This window comes from Nesterenkonia muleiensis (assembly GCF_003600155.1).
Taxonomy (GTDB): domain Bacteria; phylum Actinomycetota; class Actinomycetes; order Actinomycetales; family Micrococcaceae; genus Nesterenkonia; species Nesterenkonia muleiensis.
Genome location: NZ_QWLD01000011.1, coordinates 65375 through 84907, shown reverse-complemented (window position 1 = coordinate 84907; position 19533 = coordinate 65375). Strand labels below are relative to the sequence as shown.

At 65.2% G+C, this 19533-nt stretch carries 19 protein-coding genes; 12 read left to right on the top strand and 7 right to left on the bottom strand.

Translation table 11 applies throughout. From position 1 onward, the window contains the following. The first annotated feature begins 100 nt into the window (after positions 1–100). Complete coding sequence (locus tag DVO78_RS03670) at positions 101–604, top strand: twin-arginine translocase TatA/TatE family subunit (RefSeq protein ID WP_120003458.1); 504 nt, start codon at positions 101–103, stop codon at positions 602–604. Positions 605–614: 10 nt separating this feature from the next. Here the strand turns inward: DVO78_RS03670 and DVO78_RS03665 are convergent, their stop codons facing one another. Continuing rightward, the gene (locus DVO78_RS03665) at positions 615–1799 is read right to left on the bottom strand and encodes a CaiB/BaiF CoA transferase family protein (protein ID WP_120003457.1); all 1185 of its coding nucleotides are present in this window, start codon (positions 1797–1799) and stop codon (positions 615–617) included. Positions 1800–1875: 76 nt separating this feature from the next. Between DVO78_RS03665 and DVO78_RS03660 the strand changes: the two genes are divergently transcribed. Both DVO78_RS03660 and DVO78_RS03655 read left to right on the top strand, forming a co-directional pair. Beyond that, a complete protein-coding gene (locus DVO78_RS03660; RefSeq protein WP_120003456.1) occupies positions 1876–2799 on the top strand; it encodes a LysR family transcriptional regulator in 924 nt (307 codons plus the stop codon). A gap of 159 nt (positions 2800–2958) precedes the next feature. Further along, positions 2959–4149, top strand: coding sequence for an acyl-CoA dehydrogenase family protein (locus DVO78_RS03655; protein ID WP_120003455.1), 1191 nt, complete (start codon positions 2959–2961; stop codon positions 4147–4149). Positions 4150–4191: 42 nt separating this feature from the next. Here the strand turns inward: DVO78_RS03655 and DVO78_RS03650 are convergent, their stop codons facing one another. Then, positions 4192–5322, bottom strand: coding sequence for an Mrp/NBP35 family ATP-binding protein (locus DVO78_RS03650; protein ID WP_238385125.1), 1131 nt, complete (start codon positions 5320–5322; stop codon positions 4192–4194). 60 nt (positions 5323–5382) lie between these two features. Between DVO78_RS03650 and DVO78_RS03645 the strand changes: the two genes are divergently transcribed. Continuing rightward, positions 5383–6165, top strand: coding sequence for a YflT domain-containing protein (locus DVO78_RS03645; protein WP_120003454.1), 783 nt, complete (start codon positions 5383–5385; stop codon positions 6163–6165). A 42-nt stretch (positions 6166–6207) separates the two neighbouring features. Here the strand turns inward: DVO78_RS03645 and DVO78_RS03640 are convergent, their stop codons facing one another. Next, the gene (locus DVO78_RS03640; protein WP_120003453.1) at positions 6208–6939 is read right to left on the bottom strand and encodes a FadR/GntR family transcriptional regulator; all 732 of its coding nucleotides are present in this window, start codon (positions 6937–6939) and stop codon (positions 6208–6210) included. Positions 6940–7012: 73 nt separating this feature from the next. On the opposite strand from DVO78_RS03640, the gene DVO78_RS03635 reads away from it, so the two are divergent. Then, positions 7013–7606 (top strand): thiamine pyrophosphate-binding protein, encoded by a 594-nt coding sequence (locus DVO78_RS03635; protein WP_120003452.1) that lies wholly within the window; start codon positions 7013–7015, stop codon positions 7604–7606. Between the two features lie 2 nt (positions 7607–7608). Further along, entirely contained in the window at positions 7609–8211 is a 603-nt protein-coding gene (locus tag DVO78_RS03630; protein ID WP_120003451.1) for a thiamine pyrophosphate-dependent enzyme, read from the top strand. A 24-nt stretch (positions 8212–8235) separates the two neighbouring features. Here the strand turns inward: DVO78_RS03630 and DVO78_RS03625 are convergent, their stop codons facing one another. From DVO78_RS03625 to DVO78_RS03615, 3 genes are all read right to left on the bottom strand, one after another. Continuing rightward, positions 8236–10305: a TRAP transporter permease gene (locus DVO78_RS03625; RefSeq protein WP_120003450.1), complete on the bottom strand. Its 2070-nt coding sequence runs from the start codon at positions 10303–10305 to the stop codon at positions 8236–8238. Further along, a complete protein-coding gene (locus DVO78_RS17445) occupies positions 10302–10646 on the bottom strand; it encodes a DUF1850 domain-containing protein (protein ID WP_157983844.1) in 345 nt (114 codons plus the stop codon). The genes DVO78_RS03625 and DVO78_RS17445 overlap by 4 nt, the downstream gene beginning before the upstream one ends. Positions 10647–10797: 151 nt before the next feature. Beyond that, the gene (locus DVO78_RS03615) at positions 10798–11838 is read right to left on the bottom strand and encodes a TAXI family TRAP transporter solute-binding subunit (RefSeq protein WP_120003448.1); all 1041 of its coding nucleotides are present in this window, start codon (positions 11836–11838) and stop codon (positions 10798–10800) included. Between the two features lie 301 nt (positions 11839–12139). Here DVO78_RS03615 and lhgO point away from each other — a divergent pair, with 301 nt between their 5' ends. Then, positions 12140–13396 carry an L-2-hydroxyglutarate oxidase gene (gene lhgO / locus DVO78_RS03610; RefSeq protein ID WP_120003447.1) on the top strand — a complete coding sequence of 419 codons (1257 nt, stop codon included), beginning with the start codon at positions 12140–12142 and terminating at the stop codon, positions 13394–13396. A 35-nt stretch (positions 13397–13431) separates the two neighbouring features. Further along, positions 13432–14211, top strand: coding sequence for a GntR family transcriptional regulator (locus tag DVO78_RS03605; RefSeq protein WP_162301557.1), 780 nt, complete (start codon positions 13432–13434; stop codon positions 14209–14211). Between the two features lie 16 nt (positions 14212–14227). Here the strand turns inward: DVO78_RS03605 and DVO78_RS03600 are convergent, their stop codons facing one another. Beyond that, positions 14228–15775: an aminopeptidase P family protein gene (locus DVO78_RS03600; protein ID WP_120003445.1), complete on the bottom strand. Its 1548-nt coding sequence runs from the start codon at positions 15773–15775 to the stop codon at positions 14228–14230. A 60-nt stretch (positions 15776–15835) separates the two neighbouring features. Here DVO78_RS03600 and DVO78_RS03595 point away from each other — a divergent pair, with 60 nt between their 5' ends. The 4 genes from DVO78_RS03595 to DVO78_RS03580 all read left to right on the top strand — a co-directional run bounded on the left by DVO78_RS03595 (position 15836) and on the right by DVO78_RS03580 (position 19526). After that, on the top strand, positions 15836–16693 hold the full coding sequence (locus DVO78_RS03595; RefSeq protein ID WP_120003444.1) for a PHP domain-containing protein: 858 nt from the start codon (positions 15836–15838) through the stop codon (positions 16691–16693). Between the two features lie 344 nt (positions 16694–17037). After that, entirely contained in the window at positions 17038–17670 is a 633-nt protein-coding gene (locus DVO78_RS03590; RefSeq protein ID WP_120003443.1) for a TetR/AcrR family transcriptional regulator, read from the top strand. 93 nt (positions 17671–17763) lie between these two features. Then, complete coding sequence (locus DVO78_RS03585) at positions 17764–17997, top strand: DUF3107 domain-containing protein (protein ID WP_120003442.1); 234 nt, start codon at positions 17764–17766, stop codon at positions 17995–17997. 8 nt (positions 17998–18005) lie between these two features. Beyond that, the gene (locus tag DVO78_RS03580; RefSeq protein WP_120003441.1) at positions 18006–19526 is read left to right on the top strand and encodes a DEAD/DEAH box helicase; all 1521 of its coding nucleotides are present in this window, start codon (positions 18006–18008) and stop codon (positions 19524–19526) included. The last annotated feature ends 7 nt before the right edge of the window (positions 19527–19533 follow it).

The following is a 19533-nucleotide window of genomic DNA, read 5'->3' as shown; positions in this document are numbered from 1 at the left end:
CGCCCGCGGGACTAGCAGGCGTGATGGCCGGCGTCAGCCGGCCGAGAGCGTGGCGGGGTTTCCTCGCCCGCGGGACTAGACAGCACGGTAAAGTTGTCCTGTGCCCCCCATCAACGTCTACCAGTTCGTCATCCTCGTCGTACTGGCACTGGTCCTGCTCGGGCCGGAGCGGCTGCCCCAGTACGCCCAGGCCCTTGCGCGATGGACGAAGAGGGCCCGGCACTGGGCTGATGACGCCAAAGTCCGGTTCAAGGATGAGACCGGCACCGACTTCGACGACGTCGACTGGCAGAAGTACGATCCCCGTCAGTATGATCCGCGCCGGATCATCCGGGAGGCCCTGGCCGAGGAGATGGACGACGTCGCCTTCCCCGGCGCCTCCCGGACGTCCCCCCAGCGCAGCGGAATGCCGCGCAGCGGGCGCAGCAAACCGGTGGATCCGCTTGAACTGTTCGGCGGCGGCGCCCAACATCGTGGAGCAGTGGCGGCGGGAGTGGCCGGAGCGGCAGCCGCCGGGGCGAGCACAGCCGCTGACTCGTCTGGGCAGGAGGACGAGGATCCTCTGCAGAGTCAGCGCGCGCCCTTCGACGCCGAGGCCACCTGAGGCGCAGCACCTAGTGGCCCTGCGCGGTGAGCCAGTTCAGGATGTGATGACGGTGTTCGTCCAGCCGGGGTGGGGCGTTCCGGTAGCTGACGCGTGAGCGGGACCACTTCACAGGATGGGCGATGGAGGCCGACTCAGTGCCGTCGTCACGTGTCAGCCTGATCCGTGGTACCAGGCCCAGGTGCTCGGCGTAGTCGAGGCTCTGCGCCACATCGTTGATCGGCGCGCAGGGGACACCTGCTGTCTGCAGCGCATCGGTCCAATAGTCGGTTGTCTGGGAGCTCAGGCACGCCTCCAGCAGCTGGCGCAGTTGGTGGCGGTGCTCGTTGCGACCGGCCATCTGCGTCCACCGAGGATCCGTTGCCGCCTCCGCACAGCCGAGGGCCGTGCAGAGCCGGGTGAACTGTCCGTTATTGCCACAGGCGATGATCATCTGACCATCGCCTGTGGCGAACGGCCCGTAGGGGAACAGGCTGGGATGCTCATTGCCCATGCGGTGCGGTGACACCCCGGTGTTGACCGCAGCAGAGGTCTGGTTGACCAGGCCGGAGAGCATGGAGGAAAGCAGGTCGGCCTTGACGTGCTGGCCCTGTCCGGAACGGGTGCGTTCATACAGCGCTGCCAGAACAGCCCCCTGAAGGTGCAGCCCGGCGATCACATCGCAGACTGCGACGCCTGCTTTGGTGGGACCGCCTTCAGCCTCGCCGGTGACATGCATCAGCCCGGAGGCGCCCTGGACCAGCACGTCATAGCCGGGCAGCGCAGCCCCCAGGCCCTCATCGCCGAATCCGGAGAGGGAAGCATAGATCACTGCGGGATGGCGGGAGTGCACAGAGCTGAAGTCGAGTTCAAAGCGTGTCAGGCCGTCGGGTTTGAAGTTCTCGACCAGGACATCTGCCCGGGCTAGGATCCGCTCGGCCGTCTCCCGATCCTCAGGATCGCTGAGGTCCAGGGCGATGGACCACTTATTGCGGTTCACGCTTTGAAAATACGTCGAGTGCCCATCACTCTCCGGCGGACGCCACGTCCGGGTCTCATCACCGTGGGGAGATTCGACTTTGATGACAGTTGCGCCGAGGTCGGCCAGCAGCATCGTGGCATAGGGGCCGGCCAGCACGCGGGAGAGATCCAGCACGACGACGCCGGCAAGGGGCCCGGCGGTGGTGCTCGGGTCAGTCGGCAGGGTGTGGTTCATCGGGGCGTGCTCCTTTTCTGGTAGGCGGTTCGGGGGACCGGCGCATAAAGCGGCGGGACCGGCCTAGGATGGCGGTGTGGAGATACAGCAGGCCCGGGCATTCGTCGCCGTGGCGGAGGAGCTTCACTTCGGCCGCGCCGCTGAGCGGCTGCGCGTCTCCCAGTCGACGTTGAGCCGGTCTTTGGCGCAGCTGGAGCGAGGCCTGCAGAGCCAGCTGCTGGAGCGGACCACGCGGTCGGTGGCGCTCACCGCCGCAGGTGAAGCTCTGCTGCCGCATGCCCAGGAGATGCTGACGATGGCTGACCGGTCCGCTGATATCGTCGCTGCGGCCACACAGGGCAGGACGGGGCGGGTCAGGCTTGGATTCGCCAGCCCCTCCACCAACCATGTGGTGGGCTCTCTGGCCCGCGAGATCCGGCGCCGGCTTCCGGGGCTGCGGCTGGAGCTGATCTCCTCGGTGCTCTCCCATGCCGGGCTGAAACAGGTCTGTGACGGGGAGCTGGACATTGCGCTGGGACGCTGGGATGCGCTGCCGGCACAGGTGACCTCGCGGGTGATCGCCCAGGAGAAGCTCGTGCTGGCGCTGCCCGAGGGCCACCGGCTTTCCCGGCGGGCGGCAGTATCGGTCAAAGAGCTTGAGCGCGACTCCTGGGTGGTGCTGCCCAGCGGCCCCGGTGCTGCACTGCCGCAGAGACTGCATATGCTGGCCGCACAGGCAGGTTTCGTCCCGAAGATCACCCAGATCGCCCCGGACTCGGCCACGTCGATGGTCCTTGTGGCCTCGGGCTACGGAGTGGCCATGACCCAGTCCAGCGTCCAGGATCATATCTACGCCCCTGGGGTGGTCTTCCGAGAGATCGCGGAATCTCCGCCTCCGCTGCCGGTGCGGCTGATCTGGCTGCGCGATGGCTGGAGCCCGGCGCTGAGCGAAGTGGTCAGTGTGGCTAAGAATCTTCACCCCCCGGTGGCCCACGGTGCCGAGGCCCGAGTGCAGCGATGACATCATAGCTGACATTCTGCGCACTGAGGCGTCGGAAGTAGTGCATTGAGCCGCAAAATCATCAGTACTGATGCGAATTATGCATGAATGATGGGGCGAGATGTGGCCAGGCAGCAGACTGAACGCATTGTTCTAGGTGTCTGCTGAGAAGGAGCCGATATGACCAAGCATCCGACCGACCTGCTGAACATCGAATCGCAGTTCACTGCCGAGGAGTTGCGCGTGCGGGACCAGGTGGCGGAGTTCGTGGACCGCCGGGTGCGTCCCGATATCGCCCAGTGGTATGAGAACGCCGTGCTTCCGCTTCAGCTGCTGCCGGAGATGGCGGAGCTGGGGCTCTTCGGGATGCACCTGCAGGGCTATGGATGTGCCGGCCGTTCAGCGACCGAGTACGGCCTGGCCATGCAGGAGATGGAGGCCGGCGACTCAGGTCTGCGCACAGTGGTGTCTGTGCAGGGGTCGCTGGCTATGTCGGCGATCTACAAGAACGGTTCTGAGGAGCAGAAGCAGAAGTGGTTGCCGAAGATGGCCGCAGGCGAGGTCATCGGGTGCTTCGGCCTGACTGAGCCCACTGCCGGATCGGACCCGTCGAGCATGACCACCGTGGCCCGAAAAGAGGCTGGGGAATGGGTGCTCAATGGAGAGAAGAGGTGGATCGGTCTGGCCACCGCTGCGCAGGTGGCCATCATCTGGGCCAAGGCGCCCACCGCTGATGAGACGGGCAATCTGGTGGAGAAAGTGCGCGGATTCATCGTCCCCACAGACACCCCGGGGTTCCGGGCCGCGGCCATCGAGTCGAAGCTTTCCATGCGGGCATCGCTGCAGTGCGATATCCAGTTGGATCAGGTGCGGCTGCCCGAAGAGGCGATTCTGCCGCAGAACCCGGGGCTGCGCGGCCCGTTCTCCTGTTTGGCGGAGGCGCGCTACGGCATCGCCTGGGGGGCGATGGGCGCTGCCCGTGACGCCCTTGAGGCGGCGCTGGAGTATTCCCAGCATCGTCTGCAGTTCAGCCGTCCCCTTTCGGGCTACCAGCTGACCCAGAAGAAGCTCGCCGACATGGCTCTGGAGCTGAACAAGGGTCAGCTCATCGCCCTGCAGCTTGGCCGTGCCAAGGATGCCGGTACGCTGGAGAACCATATGATCTCAGTGGGCAAGCTCAACAATTGTCGGGCGGCCATCGAGATATGCCGAGAAGCGCGGACTATCCTGGGCGGCAACGGGATTACGACGGAGTATTCGCCGCTGCGGCACGCCAACAACCTCGAATCGGTGCGAACCTATGAGGGCACCGACGAGGTCCATACCCTCATCCTGGGCCAGGCACTGACCGGCGAGGCTGCCTTCCGCTGACCTGACCGGTGTCCTTCAAGGGCCGAGGCCGGGACCGTCCGCTCAGCCGATGCGCACCGGCAGGCTGAGGCCCCTGATGCCGCGTGGGCGCCTGGTCAACTCACCGGCCACCTCATGCAGTGCCTGCCCGGCAGGTGAGTCCGGTGCGGAGATCACCGCCGGGGCGCCGTCGTCGCCGGCTTGTCTCAGGCCAGGGTCCAGGGGCACAGAGCCCAGCAGCGGCACGTGCGTACCAAGGCTCTCGCTGAGCCGATCCGCCACCTGCTGCCCGCCGCCGGAGCCGAAGAGGTCCAGCACGGTGCCGTCGGGAAGGGTCATCGGCCCCATGTTCTCCACCACTCCGGCCACCCGCTGCTCGGTTTGGGTGCTCAGGGCCCCGGCGCGTGCGGCCACCTGAGCCGCCGCCGCCTGGGGAGTGGTGACCACCAGAAGCTCCGAGCCGGGCAGCAGCTGGGCCACCGAGATGGCAATGTCCCCGGTGCCAGGGGGCAGATCCAGCAGCAGCACGTCGAGGTCGCCGAAGTGCACATCGGTGAGGAACTGCTCGACCGCTCGGTGCAGCATCGGGCCACGCCAGGCCACCGCCTGGTCCCCGTCGACGAACATGCCGATGGAGATGGTCTTGACCTCATAGGCCACCGGCGGCAGGATCATCTCATCGAGCCGGGTGGGCTTATCGGTGATGCCCATCAGGCCCGGCACAGAGAACCCGTGGATATCGGCGTCGATGACACCGACTTTCAGGCCCTTGGCCGCCATGGCGCAGGCCAGATTCACCGTGACGGTGGACTTTCCGACTCCGCCTTTGCCGGAGGCCACCGCGTAGACCCGGGTCAGCGAATCGGGCTGGGCGAACGGGTTGACCTTGGCACCCTGGCCCCCGCGCAGCTGCTCCTTCAGATCTGCCCGTTCCTCAGGGGTCATCACCCCCAACTGCACCTCGGCGGTGCGCACGCCCTCAGCGCGAACCGCAGCCTCGCGGACGTCATCGACGATCCGGCTGCGCATCGGGCAGGCCTCGGTGGTGAGCTTCACGGTGATCCAGGCGGTGGCGTCGTCGTCGACCTCCACGCCTGAGACCATGCCGATCTGGGTGATCGGTATGCGCAGCTCGGGATCCAGCACTTCGTCGAGCCGGCGGCGGACGCGTTCGGCAGCAGCTGATTCGGACACACCATCAGTGTAGTTGCGGGCACAATGGGTAATAACATCGAGTTGGGAAGCGAGGGAACCATGGCCAATCTGCCTCTGCACACCGGCGGACTGCCCCAGGGCGAGCTGCTCGGGCGTTACCGCACCTACGAGGACGCCCAGAAAGTCGTGGACCACCTGACTGCGGACCAGAGCTTCGACGTCAAAGCGCTGACCATTGTGGGCAATGAGCTGCGGTCGGTGGAGAAGGTCCGCGGCCGGCTCAGCTACCCGCGGGTGGCCGGGACCGGCGCCCTGCAGGGCGCGCTCTTCGGGACCTTCATGGGTCTGCTGCTGATGCTGTTCTCCCCGCAGGACCCGCTGATGAACCTGGGCATGGCGGTGCTGATGGGCATGGCGATCTGGATGATCATCGGCGTGATCAGCTTTGCGGCCAGGCGCGGCACCCGCGGTTTCGTCTCCGCCTCCCAGCTGGTGGCCACCAGCTTCGATGTGGTCTGCGACGTCCAGGTGGCAGGCAAGGCCCGCCAACTGGTGCAGGGAGCAGGAGTGAGCAGCCTCAACGCATGGAACGACCCCACGGGCAAGTCCGCCGCACTGAGCGGTGGTCAGCCGCAGCAGGCGCCCCAAAGCCAGGTGCCACAGGACCAGGGTCCCCAGGAGCAGGCATCCGGGCAGGGTCCCGCCGGTGAGTCTGCACCGGCAGAGCAGCAGCCGGCCCAGCAGTCAGGCCGCGGGTTCCAGGAAGGCGGCCGCCCGCGCTACGGCGTCCGCCTGGCGGACGTTGAAGAGCCGGAGCAGCCCGCCGCCGGTGCCCAGGAGGCCGCGGGCCCTTCGAAAGACCCCGCCGACGAGCGGCCCTGAGGCTCTCTTCGCCAACGAGACCCTGATCCTGGGCAATGAACGTCACCGCTGTCCCTGCGGTCCGCCTAGGTCGCCCGTTTCCGCTGACGCGGTCAGTATGCTGCGCAGATGCTCCCGGGTGTGCTCAACGTGTTCGCTCATGCGAGCCGCCGCGAGTGCCTCGTCCCGCTCCCTGATGGCCTCCAGGATGCCTGTATGGCGTTCGGCATCGTCCTGTGGTGAGGTCGGAATGCCCAGCAGGTCCATCGGGGTGAAGATCTCGCCGCGAGCTTGGCGCACCGAGCGCTGCAGCCGTGGGCTGCGTGCCGCTGCCGCCACAGCCTCGTGGAATCGTGAATCATGCAGCCTGAAGTCGTCCCGGTTGCCAGCGGACACCATCGCCGAGACTGCCCGCTGCATCCGGTAGAGGTCTTCGCCGGTTCTGCGCAGCGCGGCGAAGCGGGCAGAGGCCATCTCCACTGCGACTCGGAAGTCGAACAGCTCATCGACGGCAGACTCATCCTGGCGCATCCGCTGTCTCCAGGACTGAGCCGGGATCTCGAGTCCGGTCACGTAGGCCCCACCCTGCGGTCCCCGGCGGACCTCCACATAGCCTTCCTTCTGCAGCTGTCTGAGGGCCTCGCGCAGCGTCTCACGGGAGACCGAGAGTCTCGCGGCCAGCTCCCGCTCGGCAGGGAAACGGTGGCGGGGAAGGATCTCGCCGGAATGGACCATGGCGCGCAGATGCTGGGCCACACCGTCTGTCAGCCGTGGGAGGGGACTGTCGGGATCCATGGGCCAACACTAACGGTGCACTGTTTTCCTTTCACGGCGCGGCACGAGACGGGCATCTCCACCGGTTTATGGTATGGTCACTAGACCATTAGAGTTCTTCGGGGAATCGGGGAAAGAGAGGCTTCAGGTGTCGATCAGCTACGCCGCCTCGGTCGCTGAGGCGTTCTGGGCCAGTGATGTTGCCAGGGTGGTGTACATTCCCTCGGTGACCGTCGCGCCGGTGATTGAGGAGTTGGTCAGACGTGACGGCGGGGCCGATGGTGTCTCACCACGAGTTACCCCGCTCTCACGCGAGGAGGAGGCTGTCGGCGTTGCCGGTGCCGCTGCCCTCTGTGGGAAGCTGGGCGGCATCGTGATGCAGGACAATGGTTTCGGCAATGCGCTGACCGCCCTGACCACGTGGACACTGTCCTACCACCTGCCCCTGTTGATCTTCGCCAATACCCGGGGAAGCCTCGGCGAGTACAACTCGATGATCCACAGCATCAGCACTGCGGTGCCGAGACTGCTGGAGGCGACCGGCATTCACTACCTGGAACTGGACCGGCGCAGCGGTCCAGAGGACTGGGGCGCGGTGGTCAGGGAAGCCGCGAATCACGCACAGATGACGTTCCGCCCTGTGGTCGTTCTCGGTTCCTTCTGGAACACTGATGGGAGGCTGGCCTGAGCATGAAACGCATTGAGGCGCTGGAGGTGCTCGCTGAGCTGACTGCTCAGCATCCGGTCGTCGTCACCTGTGCGGCCACCAGCCGTGAGCTGGCTTCGGTGAAGGACTCCGATAACCACCTCTACCTGCTGGACTCCATGGGACTGGTCGGTTCGGTCATGACGGGCCTGGCCCTGGGACGTGATGCCTCGCTTCCCAAGGTGGTGGGTCTTGAAGGCGATGGTTCGCTGCTGATGAACCCCAATGTCCTGCCCACCGGCGGCTACCTCAAGCCGGAGATGCTCATGGTGCTGCTGGACAATGAGGTCTATGGTTCCACCGCGGGTCTGCCGACCTACTCCTCTGAGGTCAACGTAGAAGAACTGGCCGCCGCGGCCGGATGGGCCACCGGCCGCGCCCCTGACCAGCAGAGCCTGAGATCAGAGTATGCCCGGCTGCTGCAGGTCACCGGCCGGCCAGGGTTTCTGCACGTGCCGATCGAGGCCGGCAATGCCGCTGAGATCCCCAAGCTGCTCATCGATCCGGTGCGCATCACCCACCGGTTCAGCAGATGGCTGGCCTCAGCGGATAAGCCCTCGGGAAGCCGGGAGACGGTGGCCGAGTGAACCGGCAGCAGTGGACCTGCAGAATCAGATGGCTTTGATCCTCAGGTTCTCGTTCTGCTTGGCCTTGACCATCTGCACCGCCAGCACTGCCAGTACCAGGCCCAGTCCCATCAGGTCATACAGAAGGTCTGTGTTGAGCATCATGATTGCTCCAGCGGCGATGACCGGACGCAGGTACCAGGCCATCGGCTCCATGAAGTGGCCCTCCAGTGCGGTGGACAGCAGCAGTATGGCGATAACGGCCGAGGCGACCACCCAGACGCCGTCGAAGAAGCTGACATCGCGCAGCAGCAGATCCGGGTTGTACACAAAGATATAGGGGATGACGATGCCTGCGCCGGCGAGCTTGAACGCAGCCCCCCCGGTGGCCATCGGCCGGCCTCCGGATATTCCGGCCGCGGCGAAGGCTGCCAGCGCGACCGGCGGGGTGATATTGGCAAAGAGTCCGAAGTAGAACACGAACAGGTGTGCTACCAGCGGCTCGACGCCCAGCTGGGTCAGAGCCGGGGCGGCCATCGTGGCGGTGACGATATAGGCCGGGATAGAAGGCAGCCCCATCCCCAGGACCAGGCAGGCGATCATCGTGAAGAACAGCGTCCAGAACAGCACACCGCCGGAGAGCTGCACGATGGCGGAGGCCAGAGTGACACCGAACCCCGAGATGGTCACCACCCCGACGATGACCCCGACAGAGGCACAAGCCACCGCGACCCCGATCGCTGCCCGGGTGCCGTCTTCCAGGGCCTGCAGGATCTCACGGATGTTCATCCGGCTGGTCTTGCGCAGCGTGGCGCAGAGCAGGGTGACTAGGATGGTCAAGAACGCCGAGTAGAGAATGGTGCGGCCGGAGAAGAACAGCATATAGAGCAGGAAGACCAGCGGGAGGATCATATGCCCGCGCTCTTTGAGCACTGCCAGGACCGCAGGCAGATTGTCCTTGGAGATGCCTTTGAGCCCCAGGCGGGTCGCACGCAGGTGAATCTGGGTGATGAGGCTGATGTAGTACAGCACTGCCGGGACAATCGCGGCCAGCGCGACCGTGGTATACGGCACTCCGATGGTCTCAGCCATGATGAAGGCGGCCGCGCCCATGATGGGCGGCAGGATCTGTCCGCCCACCGAGGCTGAGGATTCCACGGCGCCGGCGAAGTTCTTGGAGTATCCGATCTTCTTCATCAGGGGAATCGTGAAGGCCCCGGTGGAGACCACATTGGCGATGGCTGAGCCGTTGATCGAGCCCATCAGGCCTGAGGCCAGGGTGGCGACCTTGGCCGGTCCGCCGCGAGTCTGACCCGCGATCGCCAGGGCGAGGTCGTTGAACAGTTGGCTCATCCCGGACTTCGCGAGGAAGGCACCGAAGAGGATGAACAGGAAGATATAGGTGGAGGAGACGCCGATGGCGGTGCCGTAGATGCCCTCAGTGGTAGCGAAGAACTGGTAGGACAGGGTGTCCCAGTCGAAACCGCGATGGCGCAGCAGCCCAGGCATTTCGCGGCCGAACATGCCGAAGAGGATGAACAGGACCGCCAGGATCGGCAGGGCCCAGCCCGTCACACGGCGGGCAGCTTCAAGGACCAGGACGACGAGTAAAGTGGCGACCAGCGCGTCAGTCGCGGTGAATCGGCCGGCCTGGAGGACCAGCTGCTGATAGTTCAGCCAGATGTAGAGCCAAGGCACCAGCGAGAGCAGGGCCAGCACCGCATCGGGGATCCGCCACCAGTTTGCCTGTGCTCGGCGTACCGGTGGGTACAGCAAGAACACCAGGAAGAGAATCAGGCTGACGTGCAAGGAACGGTGGATCAGCGTGGGAGGCGTTCCGAAATATGCTGTGTACAGATGGTAGACGGCGGTGAAAACCGCCACGGCACTGATCAGCAGGGCCAGCGGCCTCCAGTGCGTCTGCCTGATTCGGGACTCGGCGTCGTACTTCGCCGCGGCCTCGGCAGCCTCCTTCTCCTTGGCTCGCCGCTCCTCCTCAGATTCCGGGAGCAGCGTCAAAGGTGACTGCACCGAGGATTCAGCGTCTTCGGCTGCGGCACGATCCTCCGGGGAGCGCCCGGAGTCCCCAGCAGTAGTCCTAGCATCCCTGCTCATCTGGGCCTCAGTTCTATAGGTTCACGGTCAGGCAGCTCATCGATGTCGATGAGACTGGTATCGCCATCGATGCCGATCCGGTAGTCCACCCTATGCGAGTGAATCCAGCCGATGGCCTCGAAGGGACGGTCAATATTCTCGATGACGATCTTGCCGTCTTGAAAGGTAAGGTCCCCTTCATCCAAGGGCATTCCTGCGCCATACTCCTCGAACTCGGTGCTGGTCAGCATCAGCCGGTCTCCGTCGAATCGGTAGATGTCGGTCCAGCGGGACAGCTCGATGGAGTGAAGCCAGGAGTGGGTGATGATCGAGCCGAGTTCGATCCTCAGTTCTGCATACACCTCGCCTGTGCGTTGATGCTGGCAGATGAGCCTGGGTTCCTGTCCAGCCGAGCATCCGCTGGTGAGGACCAGTGCTGCGGCGGCAGCTGCTGCACTGAACAGGCACCGCCGCGGCACTGGCTCCGAGAAGGGGAGTTCGGGCCGGGTCGGATTACTCCTCGTCGGAGTCCTCGCCACTGCCCTCACCGGTGTCGACACCCTGTTCCTCGTAGTACCGCTCAGCGCCGGGGTGCAGCGGGATCACCAGTCCCTCGGTGGCGGTCTCCACAGTGATGTTCTCCGCTTCGGCATGTGAGCTGTGGATGCGATCGATATTGTCGAACAGCGTGGAGGTGATGTCGTAGACGGCGTCCTCGCTGAGCTCTGAACTGACGATCAGGTGGTTGGTCACACTGACGGTCTCGACATCGGAGTCGTCATCGTAGGTGTCCGCTGGGATCGTGGCTCCCTCGAAGAACTCATACTCCGAGAGCAGGTTCTCCCTGCCTTCGCCGTCGATTGGCACGGTGATGAAGTCCGTACTGGTGGCCAGCTCGGTCAGTGACGGATTGGGCAGACCGGAGGTGGCGAACAGCGCATCAATGTGCCCGTTGGCCATCTGATCGGTGGCCTCGGCATAGGACAGGTAGTCCTCATTGACGTCGTCGTAGCTCATGTCGTAGGCACCGAGCACCATCTGGGCGTTGAGCTCGACGCCGGACCCGACGTCGCCGACGGCTACATTGGCCCCGGCCAGATCCTCGACAGACTCGATGCCGGCATCAGCACGGGCAATCAGCTGGACCGTGTTGGGGTACATCGTCATGATCGCCAGCAGGCCCTCGCGCGGGTCATCCTCGAACGGACCGGAACCCTCCAGCGCCTGGACAGTAGCGTCCCCCATGGTCATCGCCAGCTCGGCGTTGTTGTCGGTGACCAGGTTGATGTTTTCCGCCGATGCGCCGGTGGCCTGCACCGAGGTGTCTGAGCCGAGTTCATCGGCCAGCACATCGGACATCGTGGCCCCGATCTGGTAATACACTCCGGAGGAGCCGCCGGTGGCAATGGTGAGGAACTCGGCATCGGTGTCGCCGACCTCCTCGTCGGCGCCCTCAGCGGATCCGTTGTCCTCATCGCCGCATGCTGACAGCAGCAGCGCCGCGGCAGCCAGTGCGGCACCTGCGGATGTCAAACGTCCACGCTTTACGAACATGGTGCTCCTCTTCTTTGTGGGGCGAGCTTATTTTCTGCGGTGGTCCGCAAGCCATTTTACGGTGCATCTCATCAGTGGAGGGGCGAGGAGATCGCGTACTCGTCGTGACGTACCTCCGCCGAACCCGAGATCCCGCGCTCTCGCACCCGCGCAGTTGTGAGCTGCGTCGTGTGACCTGCACTACATCGTACAGGGTTGCATGCAACATGCAACCCAGAGTACGTTGACGTCAAGAGATCGCCCGGTGTGTTGCAGCCCACGGTTGCCTGAGGCGCCTGTATACGAGCGTAAAGGAGCGCAGATGAGCCTGAGCCGAGTAGCCGTCGTCGGGGGAGGAATCATCGGATTGGCCGTGGCACGGGAACTCCTGGACCGCAGCCCCGGCCTGGAAGTGGTCGTCTATGAGAAAGAGGACCGCGTCGCTGCCCACCAGACCGGCCGCAACAGCGGGGTGGTCCACGCCGGCCTGTACTACACTCCCGGCGGGCTCAAGGCACGGTTGTGCCGCCGCGGCGTCGGTCTGCTCCAGGAATTCGCTCGTGCCAAGCAGGTCAGCTATCAGGAATGTGGCAAGATCGTCGTGGCCAAGGACCAGGCGGAGCTGGAGCGGCTCAAGGATATCTACCAGCGCGCCACCGCTAATGGGGTGCCGGGGATCCAGATGATCGGTCCGGAGGAGATCGCTGAGATCGAACCAGCTGCGGTGGGCGTGGCGGCACTGCACTCACCGACCACTGCGATCGCAGATTTCGCCGGTGTGGCCCAAGCGCTGGCGGAGGATATCGACGCCGCAGGCGGAGAGGTGCGGTTATCCACCGAGGTCAGAAGCATCGCGGAGGGTACGGCGTCCTCGGCGTCCTCCGGCCACGGTGCCGTCAGGGTCTCCGCGGGTGCCCGCGGGAAACCGGGCGAGCCAGGGGACACCGAGCACTTTGATCTGGTGATCACCTGCGCAGGGGCCCAGTCGGACCGGATCGCCCGCGGTTGCGGGGAGGATGCCTTCCCCAAGATCGTGCCGTTCTACGGTGACTACTTCATGCTCTCGAAGCAGAAGGCGGCCCAGGTCAATGGCCTGATCTATCCGGTGCCTGATCCGCAGTACCCGTTCCTGGGGGTGCACATCACCCGGCGCTATGACGGAGAGGTCATGTTGGGACCCAACGCGTTCCTCTCGCTGGGGCGGGAGCAGTACAGCAGGCTCGGGCTCAGCCCCCGGGACATGTTCGACGTGGTGCGCAGCCCGGGGTTCTGGAAGTTCGCCTCCCAGAACATTCCAGCGGCGGTCCGCGAGACACGCACCGCGTTGAGCAAGCGGGTTTTCGTGGGGGAGGCCAATAAGTACATGCCCGGCATAGCGCTCGGCGAGGTCACTCGGGGGCCCCGCGGTATACGCGCTCAGGCGATGAACGCCGATGGCAGCCTGGTCGACGACTTCGTCATCACCGGTTCAACCAGGCTGATGCATGTCCGCAACGCACCCTCTCCGGCGGCAACGAGCGCTCTGGCCATCGCCGAGCACATCGTCTCACAGGCGCTTGCCGAAGAACGCGCTGTCTGAGCCCCGGGGCAGCGGCGGGCCATACGATGGAGCAGATGAGGAACCAGCCCACACTGACCGAGCAGATTCTTGACCAGCTGCGGACAGCCGTGCTCAACGGCGAGCTCAAGCCCGGTATCCGCTACAGCGCTTCTGGGCTGGCCAAGCAGTTCGGGGTCTCCCGCACTCCGGTGCGTGAGGCGCTGCTTGAGCTGGAGCGCAGCGGGATGGCGCGTATCGAGAAGAACCTCGGTGTCACGGTGGTGGCCAACTCGCTGGAGGAGATCGTCAACTGCTACCAGCTGCGGCTGCTCCTGGAGGTGCCGGCCACAGCCAGGGCTGCTCAGATCGCCGATGATCGGGCCATAGCTCAGATCGAAGCCAAGTTCGCGGACATGCAGGGGGCCGCCGACCGCGACGACGTAGAGACCCTGCTGCGCGCCGACCGCGACTTCCACTCCGAACTGCTGGCGGTGGCCCAGAATCCACGGCTGGTCACAGTGCTGGAGGGACTGCGAAACCTGGTGCTGACCACTGGGATTGCCACTGTTCCACGTTCGCGTAGCTGCCAGGAGCTCGTGGAGGATCACCGCGACATCCTCGAAGCGGTTCAGGGCCGGAGCCCTCAGCGGGCAGCAGCCGCAATGCGCAGGCACGTGCACAACACCGCCACGCTGATCATCCGGCGTGAGGCCGCCCAGCGGCTGGAACACGAGACTCCCGGGGTGGGGACGACCTCACCGAACGCCGCGGAATTCGAAGCCAGGCTGTTCTCGTTCGAGTTCGGTGACGGCCGTTCCCCTACCCCGGGCGAAGCGGCCGGCTCCTCGCCGTGATCCGGCTCATTCGCTCTCAGCCCTGCTGCAGTGCGGCGATCCAGGCCTCGACGTCGTCGGGGTCCCGCGGGAGCTCAGCCGAGAGATTCTCAGCCCCGGACTCGGTGACCAGAACATCGTCCTCGATCCGCACACCGATCCCTCGATACTCCTCCGGGACCGCCAGGTCCTCGTTCTTGAAGTACAGCCCGGGCTCGATGGTGAAGACCATGCCGGGCTCCAGGATCCCGTCCAGATAGAGCTCGCGCTTGGCCTGCGCACAGTCGTGGACGTCCAGCCCCAGGTGGTGGCTGGTGCCGTGGGGCATCCAGCGCCGGTGATGCTGGCCCTGTGGTGACAGAGCCTCCTGCAGAGAGACAGGAAGCAGTCCCCAGTCATTCAGCCGCTCGGCGAGCACCGTCACCGCTGCCTGGTGGATCTCCCGGAACATGATCCCGGGCTTCACCACGCTGAACGCGGCGTCGGCGGCGTCCAGCACCGCCTGATAGACCTTCCGCTGCACCGGAGAGAACGTCCCGGAGACGGGAATGGTGCGGGTCAGATCCGCCGTATAGAGCGAGTCGGCCTCCACCCCAGCATCGAGCAGCAGCAGCTCTCCGGGCTCGATCCTGTCGTAGTTGCGAATCCAGTGCAGGATGGTGGCATTGTTGCCCGAGGCCGCGATGGTGTCGTAGCCCAGATCGTTGCCCTCCAGCCGTGCACGGGCGAAGAACGCGCCCTCCACCATCCGTTCTCCTCTGTCGCGCCCGACCGCCTGCGGCAGGGTGCGCACCACATCCTCAAAGCCGGTGACGGTCGAGGCCACCGAGCGCCTCATCTGTTCAACCTCCCAGCTGTCCTTGACCAGGCGCAGCTCGGAGCAGAACTCCGTCAGTTCGGCATCCAGGGAGTCTGAGGATTCGACATCCACCCCGGTGTTGATCCGGGAGGTGTCCACCAGTGCGTCCACGTTCAGATCCACCTCGCGCAGCAGACGGATCCGGGTTCCGCCGATCTCCACGGCCCCGGCGTCCTTGGTGACGGCCGGCTCCAGCTCGTCCAGGTCCTTGGTGCGGATCCCCAGGCGCTGGGAGAATTCCTCCAGGCTGGGGCGGGGCCCGACCCAGAACTCGCCGTAGCGCGCGTCTGCGTAGAACTCTTCGGTGTTCCGCCCGGCCATCGGCTTGAAGTAGAGGGTCGCCTGGTGGTGGCCGCCGTGGTCCCCTTCGCCCTCATCGACCGGTTCGAAGACCAGCACGGCGTTGGGCTCATGATCCACTCCCAGTCCGGTCAGATGCGCGAAGGCCGAATGCGGGCGGAACCGGTAGTCGGTGTCATTGGACCGGACTTTCGGCGGACCGGCGGGGATCACCACGCGCTCCTCGGCGAACCGCTCGGAGACAGCACGACGACGCCGCCAGGTATAGTCGGCCACCGCGTCCCGAGAGTGGTCGCCGGTCTGGGGTGTCGCCCACTGGGAGGCCATGAACTGCTTGAAGGCCTCGGACTGAGGGCGTTGGGAGCGATTGTTGACCCGGTCCTTGAGCTGCTGGCTGTCCTCGGAGGTCTGTGCTTCAGAAGTCATGGTTTTCAGTGTAGGCGTCGGGGTGAACCAGATGCGCCGAGGACTGGATAGAGTAAAACGATGAGCTTCGACCTGCACACCCACTCCACGGTCTCTGACGGGACCGAGGCTCCCGCGCAGGTGGTGTCCGAGGCTGCCAGGGCTGGGCTCACCGGGCTGGCGCTGACTGACCACGACTCCCACGCCGGCTGGGACGAAGCCCGGGTCGCTGCTGCCGAGCACGGCCTGGTGTTCCTCCCCGGGATGGAGGTGACCTCCAAGACCGCCTGGGCCAGTGTGCATATGCTCAGCTACCTGCACGATCCGCTGGAGCCCGGCATGGTCGAGATCAATGCTGAGGCCCGTGGCGGACGTGTGGAGCGGGCCAAACGGATCTGCGAGCGGCTGGCCGAGGACTTCCCCATCACCTGGGAGCTGGTGCTCGAACACGTCAGTGAAGGCGCGTCCATCGGACGGCCGCATCTGGCCGATGCTCTGGTGGCAGCCGGTGTGGTGGAGAACCGCGGGGAGGCCTTCGAACGGTTTCTGCACAAGAACTCCCGCTACTACGTGGACCAGCAGAACCCTCACCCCGCGGAGGTGGTGGAGCGGATCCGGGCTGCTGGCGGTGTGCCGGTCATCGCCCACGCCATGGCCGGCGGCCGCGGAAACACGCTGAGCCTTGCTGAGCTGGAGGAACTCGTGGAGGCCGGGATGCTCGGGGTGGAGGTCTACCACCGGGACAATACGGCCCAGGGGCAGAAGCTGCTGCTGGATCTGGCCGCCCGGCACGGGTTGATCGTCACCGGCTCCTCCGACTACCACGGGGCCGTCGGCAAGCCGAACAAGCTGGGGGAGAACACCACCAGCGTCGACCAGCTGGTGAGAATACTGGAAGCAGGCTCCGGGAACACTGCCAGCGGCCCGCTGCCGCACTGAGTTGGTCCCGGCGGCGCGCACATGTGTCGCACCTACGGTGCTCCAATCCTCAATCGCCTCAGAGTTGCTTCCGCAGGCGGAGCAATCCATTCGGCTCAATCGGATCTCGCACCGCCTCTCGGCCGCTTTACCGCGGCCCCACGCCCGAGGAGTTTGGTTTCGCACTGTCGGCGCATAAAGTGCGCGCTCTTTGACCTTCTGCGCGGTTTATATCCCGGGCAGTTGTGCATAACGTGCGCAGATTGTGCTGCTGCGGGTCGGCTATCGGGCACAAGGCGCTGGACGTCAGCCCTGGAGACGCTGAGCTGTGCCGTGGTTCACAGGGTGTTCTAGACTGTGCACTCATGACTACGGCATCAGCCCCGGAACCAGGCAGGGCCAAACGACTCCCGCGCGAACAGCGCCGCACTCAGCTGCTCGACTGCGCGCTGAGAGTCTTTGTGGCCAAGGGGTTCCACGCCGCTTCTATGGATGACATCGCCGAGGCCGCGGAGGTCTCCAAACCGGTGCTCTATCAGCACTTCCCCGGCAAGCACGAGCTCTTCCTGGACTTGCTCGAGACTCATCTGGGACAGCTGCAGACGGAGCTGACCAGTGTGCTGGCCGACTCGGAGACCAACAAGGAGCGGGTCTCCGGCACGGTGACGGCTTTCTATGAGTTCATCGCCCGCAAGGACGAGGCCTACCGGCTGATCTTCACCGCCGGGATGGACAACGACGACGACGTCTCCGAGCGTCTGGAGCGCTTCTACGACGCGGTGGCCGGCGCGATCGCCGAGGTGATCGCCGACGACACCGGTCAGCCGATGGCTGAGGCCACGATGCTCGGCCACGGTCTGCTGGGCATGGCCACCGCCGCAGCCCGCCACTGGTCCAAACTCTCCGAGCGCCCTGACCTGCTGACCTCGGCCCAGCTGACCTCGCGTTTGGCCTGGAGAGGAATCTCCGGCTTCCCGAAGGAATCTGAGGGCCAGTAAACGGTAGGATTGTGCTCCAGACCTGTACCTGACGGCGTCGTCGTGCTCGACCATGAGCGTCCCGGTGCCGATATCAAGAGCTCAAGGAGTGGCATGGAAGTACGCATCGGAGTCCAGAACGTTGCCCGGGAGATCCTCATCGAGACCCAAGCAACGCCTGAGGAGGTCGAAAAGGCCGTGGCCGAGGCGATTGAGAAGTCCAAGCCGCTGCTGAGCCTGACCGACCGTCGCGATAAGACCGTGGTGGTGCCGGTGAACTCCATCGGATACGTGGAGATCGGCTCCGACACCAAACAGACGGTGGGATTCGCCGCCGTCGCTGAGTGAAAGAACGAATGACAGATACTGCAACAGACACGCTGACCTTCGCGGACTTTGATGTCCGCAGCGAAATCGTCGCCGCACTGGCCGAAAAGGGCATCACCGCCCCCTTCCCGATCCAGGCTGAGACTCTGCCGATCGCACTGGGCGGCAACGACATCATCGGCCAGGCCAAGACCGGCACCGGCAAGACCCTCGGCTTCGGCATCCCCGCCCTGCAGCGGGTGGCTGTCCCCGGCAGCGAAGCCTTTGAGGCGCTGCCGGCACCCGGGGCGCCCCAGGCGCTGGTGGTGGCGCCGACCCGTGAGCTGGCCGTGCAGGTAGCCGGTGACCTCACCACCGCTGGCTCGAAGCTGGGTGCGCGGATCGCCACCATCTACGGCGGCCGTGACTACGAGCCCCAGATCAAACAGCTGAACGCAGGGGTGGAGATTGTGGTCGGCACCCCCGGCCGGCTGATCGACCTGCACCGGCAGAAGCACCTGAACCTGAAGAACGTGAAGATCGTGGTGCTCGACGAGGCCGACGAGATGCTCGACCTCGGGTTCCTGCCTGATGTGGAGAAGCTGCTCTCCTATGTGCCGGAGGTCCGGCAGACCATGCTGTTCTCCGCGACCATGCCGGGGCCGGTGGTCTCTATGGCGAGGCGGTTCATGACTAAGCCGACCCATATCAGCGCAGCAGATCCCTTCGACGAGGGTGTGACGAAGAAGGACATCCGCCAGGTGGTCTACCGGGCGCACTCGCTGGACAAGGACGAGATGATCGCCCGGATCCTGCAGTCCGAGGGCCGGGGGAGGACCATCATCTTCACCCGCACCAAACGGCAGGCCGATAAGCTCGCCGAGGAGCTGAAGACCCGCGGGTTCGCCGCAGGAGCCATCCACGGCGATCTGGGACAGGGTGCCCGGGAGCAGGCGCTGCGGGCCTTTCGCAATGACAAGGTCGATGTGCTGGTGGCCACCAGTGTCGCCGCCCGCGGCATCGACGTCACCGACGTGACCCACGTGATCAACTACGTCTGCCCCGAGGACGAGTCCACCTACCTGCACCGGATCGGCCGCACCGGCCGTGCGGGCCAAAAAGGCACTGCGGTCACCTTTGTCGACTGGGAGGACGTGCCCCGCTGGAGCCTGATCAATAAGGCGATCGGCCTGGACCAGCCCCAACCGGTAGAGACCTACTCCTCCTCACCGCACCTGTTTACGGACCTGGACATCCCCCAAGGCACCAAGGGCCGGCTACCCCGTCACAAGCGCTCCAAGGAGGGGCTTGAGGGCGAGGTCCTCGAAGACCTGGGCGGTCCGGAGAAGTCCGGCGGACGGGGTGGTGGCGAGCGGTCCGGAGGAAACCGGTCAGGTGGTCGAAACCGGAACCGCAATCGTCGTCGCTCCGGGGGCGAGCCAAGCGGATCAGGAAACAACGACGCCGCGGCCCCGGCTGGGCAGCCCAAGAAGACTGAGGGCAACAACCGGTCCTCGGGCCAGCGACGCCGACGCCGCCGTAAGGTCTCCAAGCCCGACGACGCCTCTTGAGGTGCCG

Coding starts and splice junctions, on each gene's coding strand:
- DVO78_RS03665 (WP_120003457.1), bottom strand. CDS start 1,799: ATGAACCACACCCTGCCGACTGACCCGAGCACCACCGCCGGGCCCCTT.
- DVO78_RS03655 (WP_120003455.1), top strand. CDS start 2,959: ATGACCAAGCATCCGACCGACCTGCTGAACATCGAATCGCAGTTCACT.
- DVO78_RS03645 (WP_120003454.1), top strand. CDS start 5,383: ATGGCCAATCTGCCTCTGCACACCGGCGGACTGCCCCAGGGCGAGCTG.
- DVO78_RS03640 (WP_120003453.1), bottom strand. CDS start 6,939: ATGGATCCCGACAGTCCCCTCCCACGGCTGACAGACGGTGTGGCCCAG.
- DVO78_RS03635 (WP_120003452.1), top strand. CDS start 7,013: ATGGTCACTAGACCATTAGAGTTCTTCGGGGAATCGGGGAAAGAGAGG.
- DVO78_RS03630 (WP_120003451.1), top strand. CDS start 7,609: ATGAAACGCATTGAGGCGCTGGAGGTGCTCGCTGAGCTGACTGCTCAG.
- DVO78_RS03625 (WP_120003450.1), bottom strand. CDS start 10,305: ATGAGCAGGGATGCTAGGACTACTGCTGGGGACTCCGGGCGCTCCCCG.
- DVO78_RS03615 (WP_120003448.1), bottom strand. CDS start 11,838: ATGTTCGTAAAGCGTGGACGTTTGACATCCGCAGGTGCCGCACTGGCT.
- lhgO (WP_120003447.1), top strand. CDS start 12,140: ATGAGCCTGAGCCGAGTAGCCGTCGTCGGGGGAGGAATCATCGGATTG.
- DVO78_RS03605 (WP_162301557.1), top strand. CDS start 13,432: ATGAGGAACCAGCCCACACTGACCGAGCAGATTCTTGACCAGCTGCGG.
- DVO78_RS03600 (WP_120003445.1), bottom strand. CDS start 15,775: ATGACTTCTGAAGCACAGACCTCCGAGGACAGCCAGCAGCTCAAGGAC.
- DVO78_RS03595 (WP_120003444.1), top strand. CDS start 15,836: ATGAGCTTCGACCTGCACACCCACTCCACGGTCTCTGACGGGACCGAG.
- DVO78_RS03590 (WP_120003443.1), top strand. CDS start 17,038: ATGACTACGGCATCAGCCCCGGAACCAGGCAGGGCCAAACGACTCCCG.
- DVO78_RS03585 (WP_120003442.1), top strand. CDS start 17,764: ATGGAAGTACGCATCGGAGTCCAGAACGTTGCCCGGGAGATCCTCATC.
- DVO78_RS03580 (WP_120003441.1), top strand. CDS start 18,006: ATGACAGATACTGCAACAGACACGCTGACCTTCGCGGACTTTGATGTC.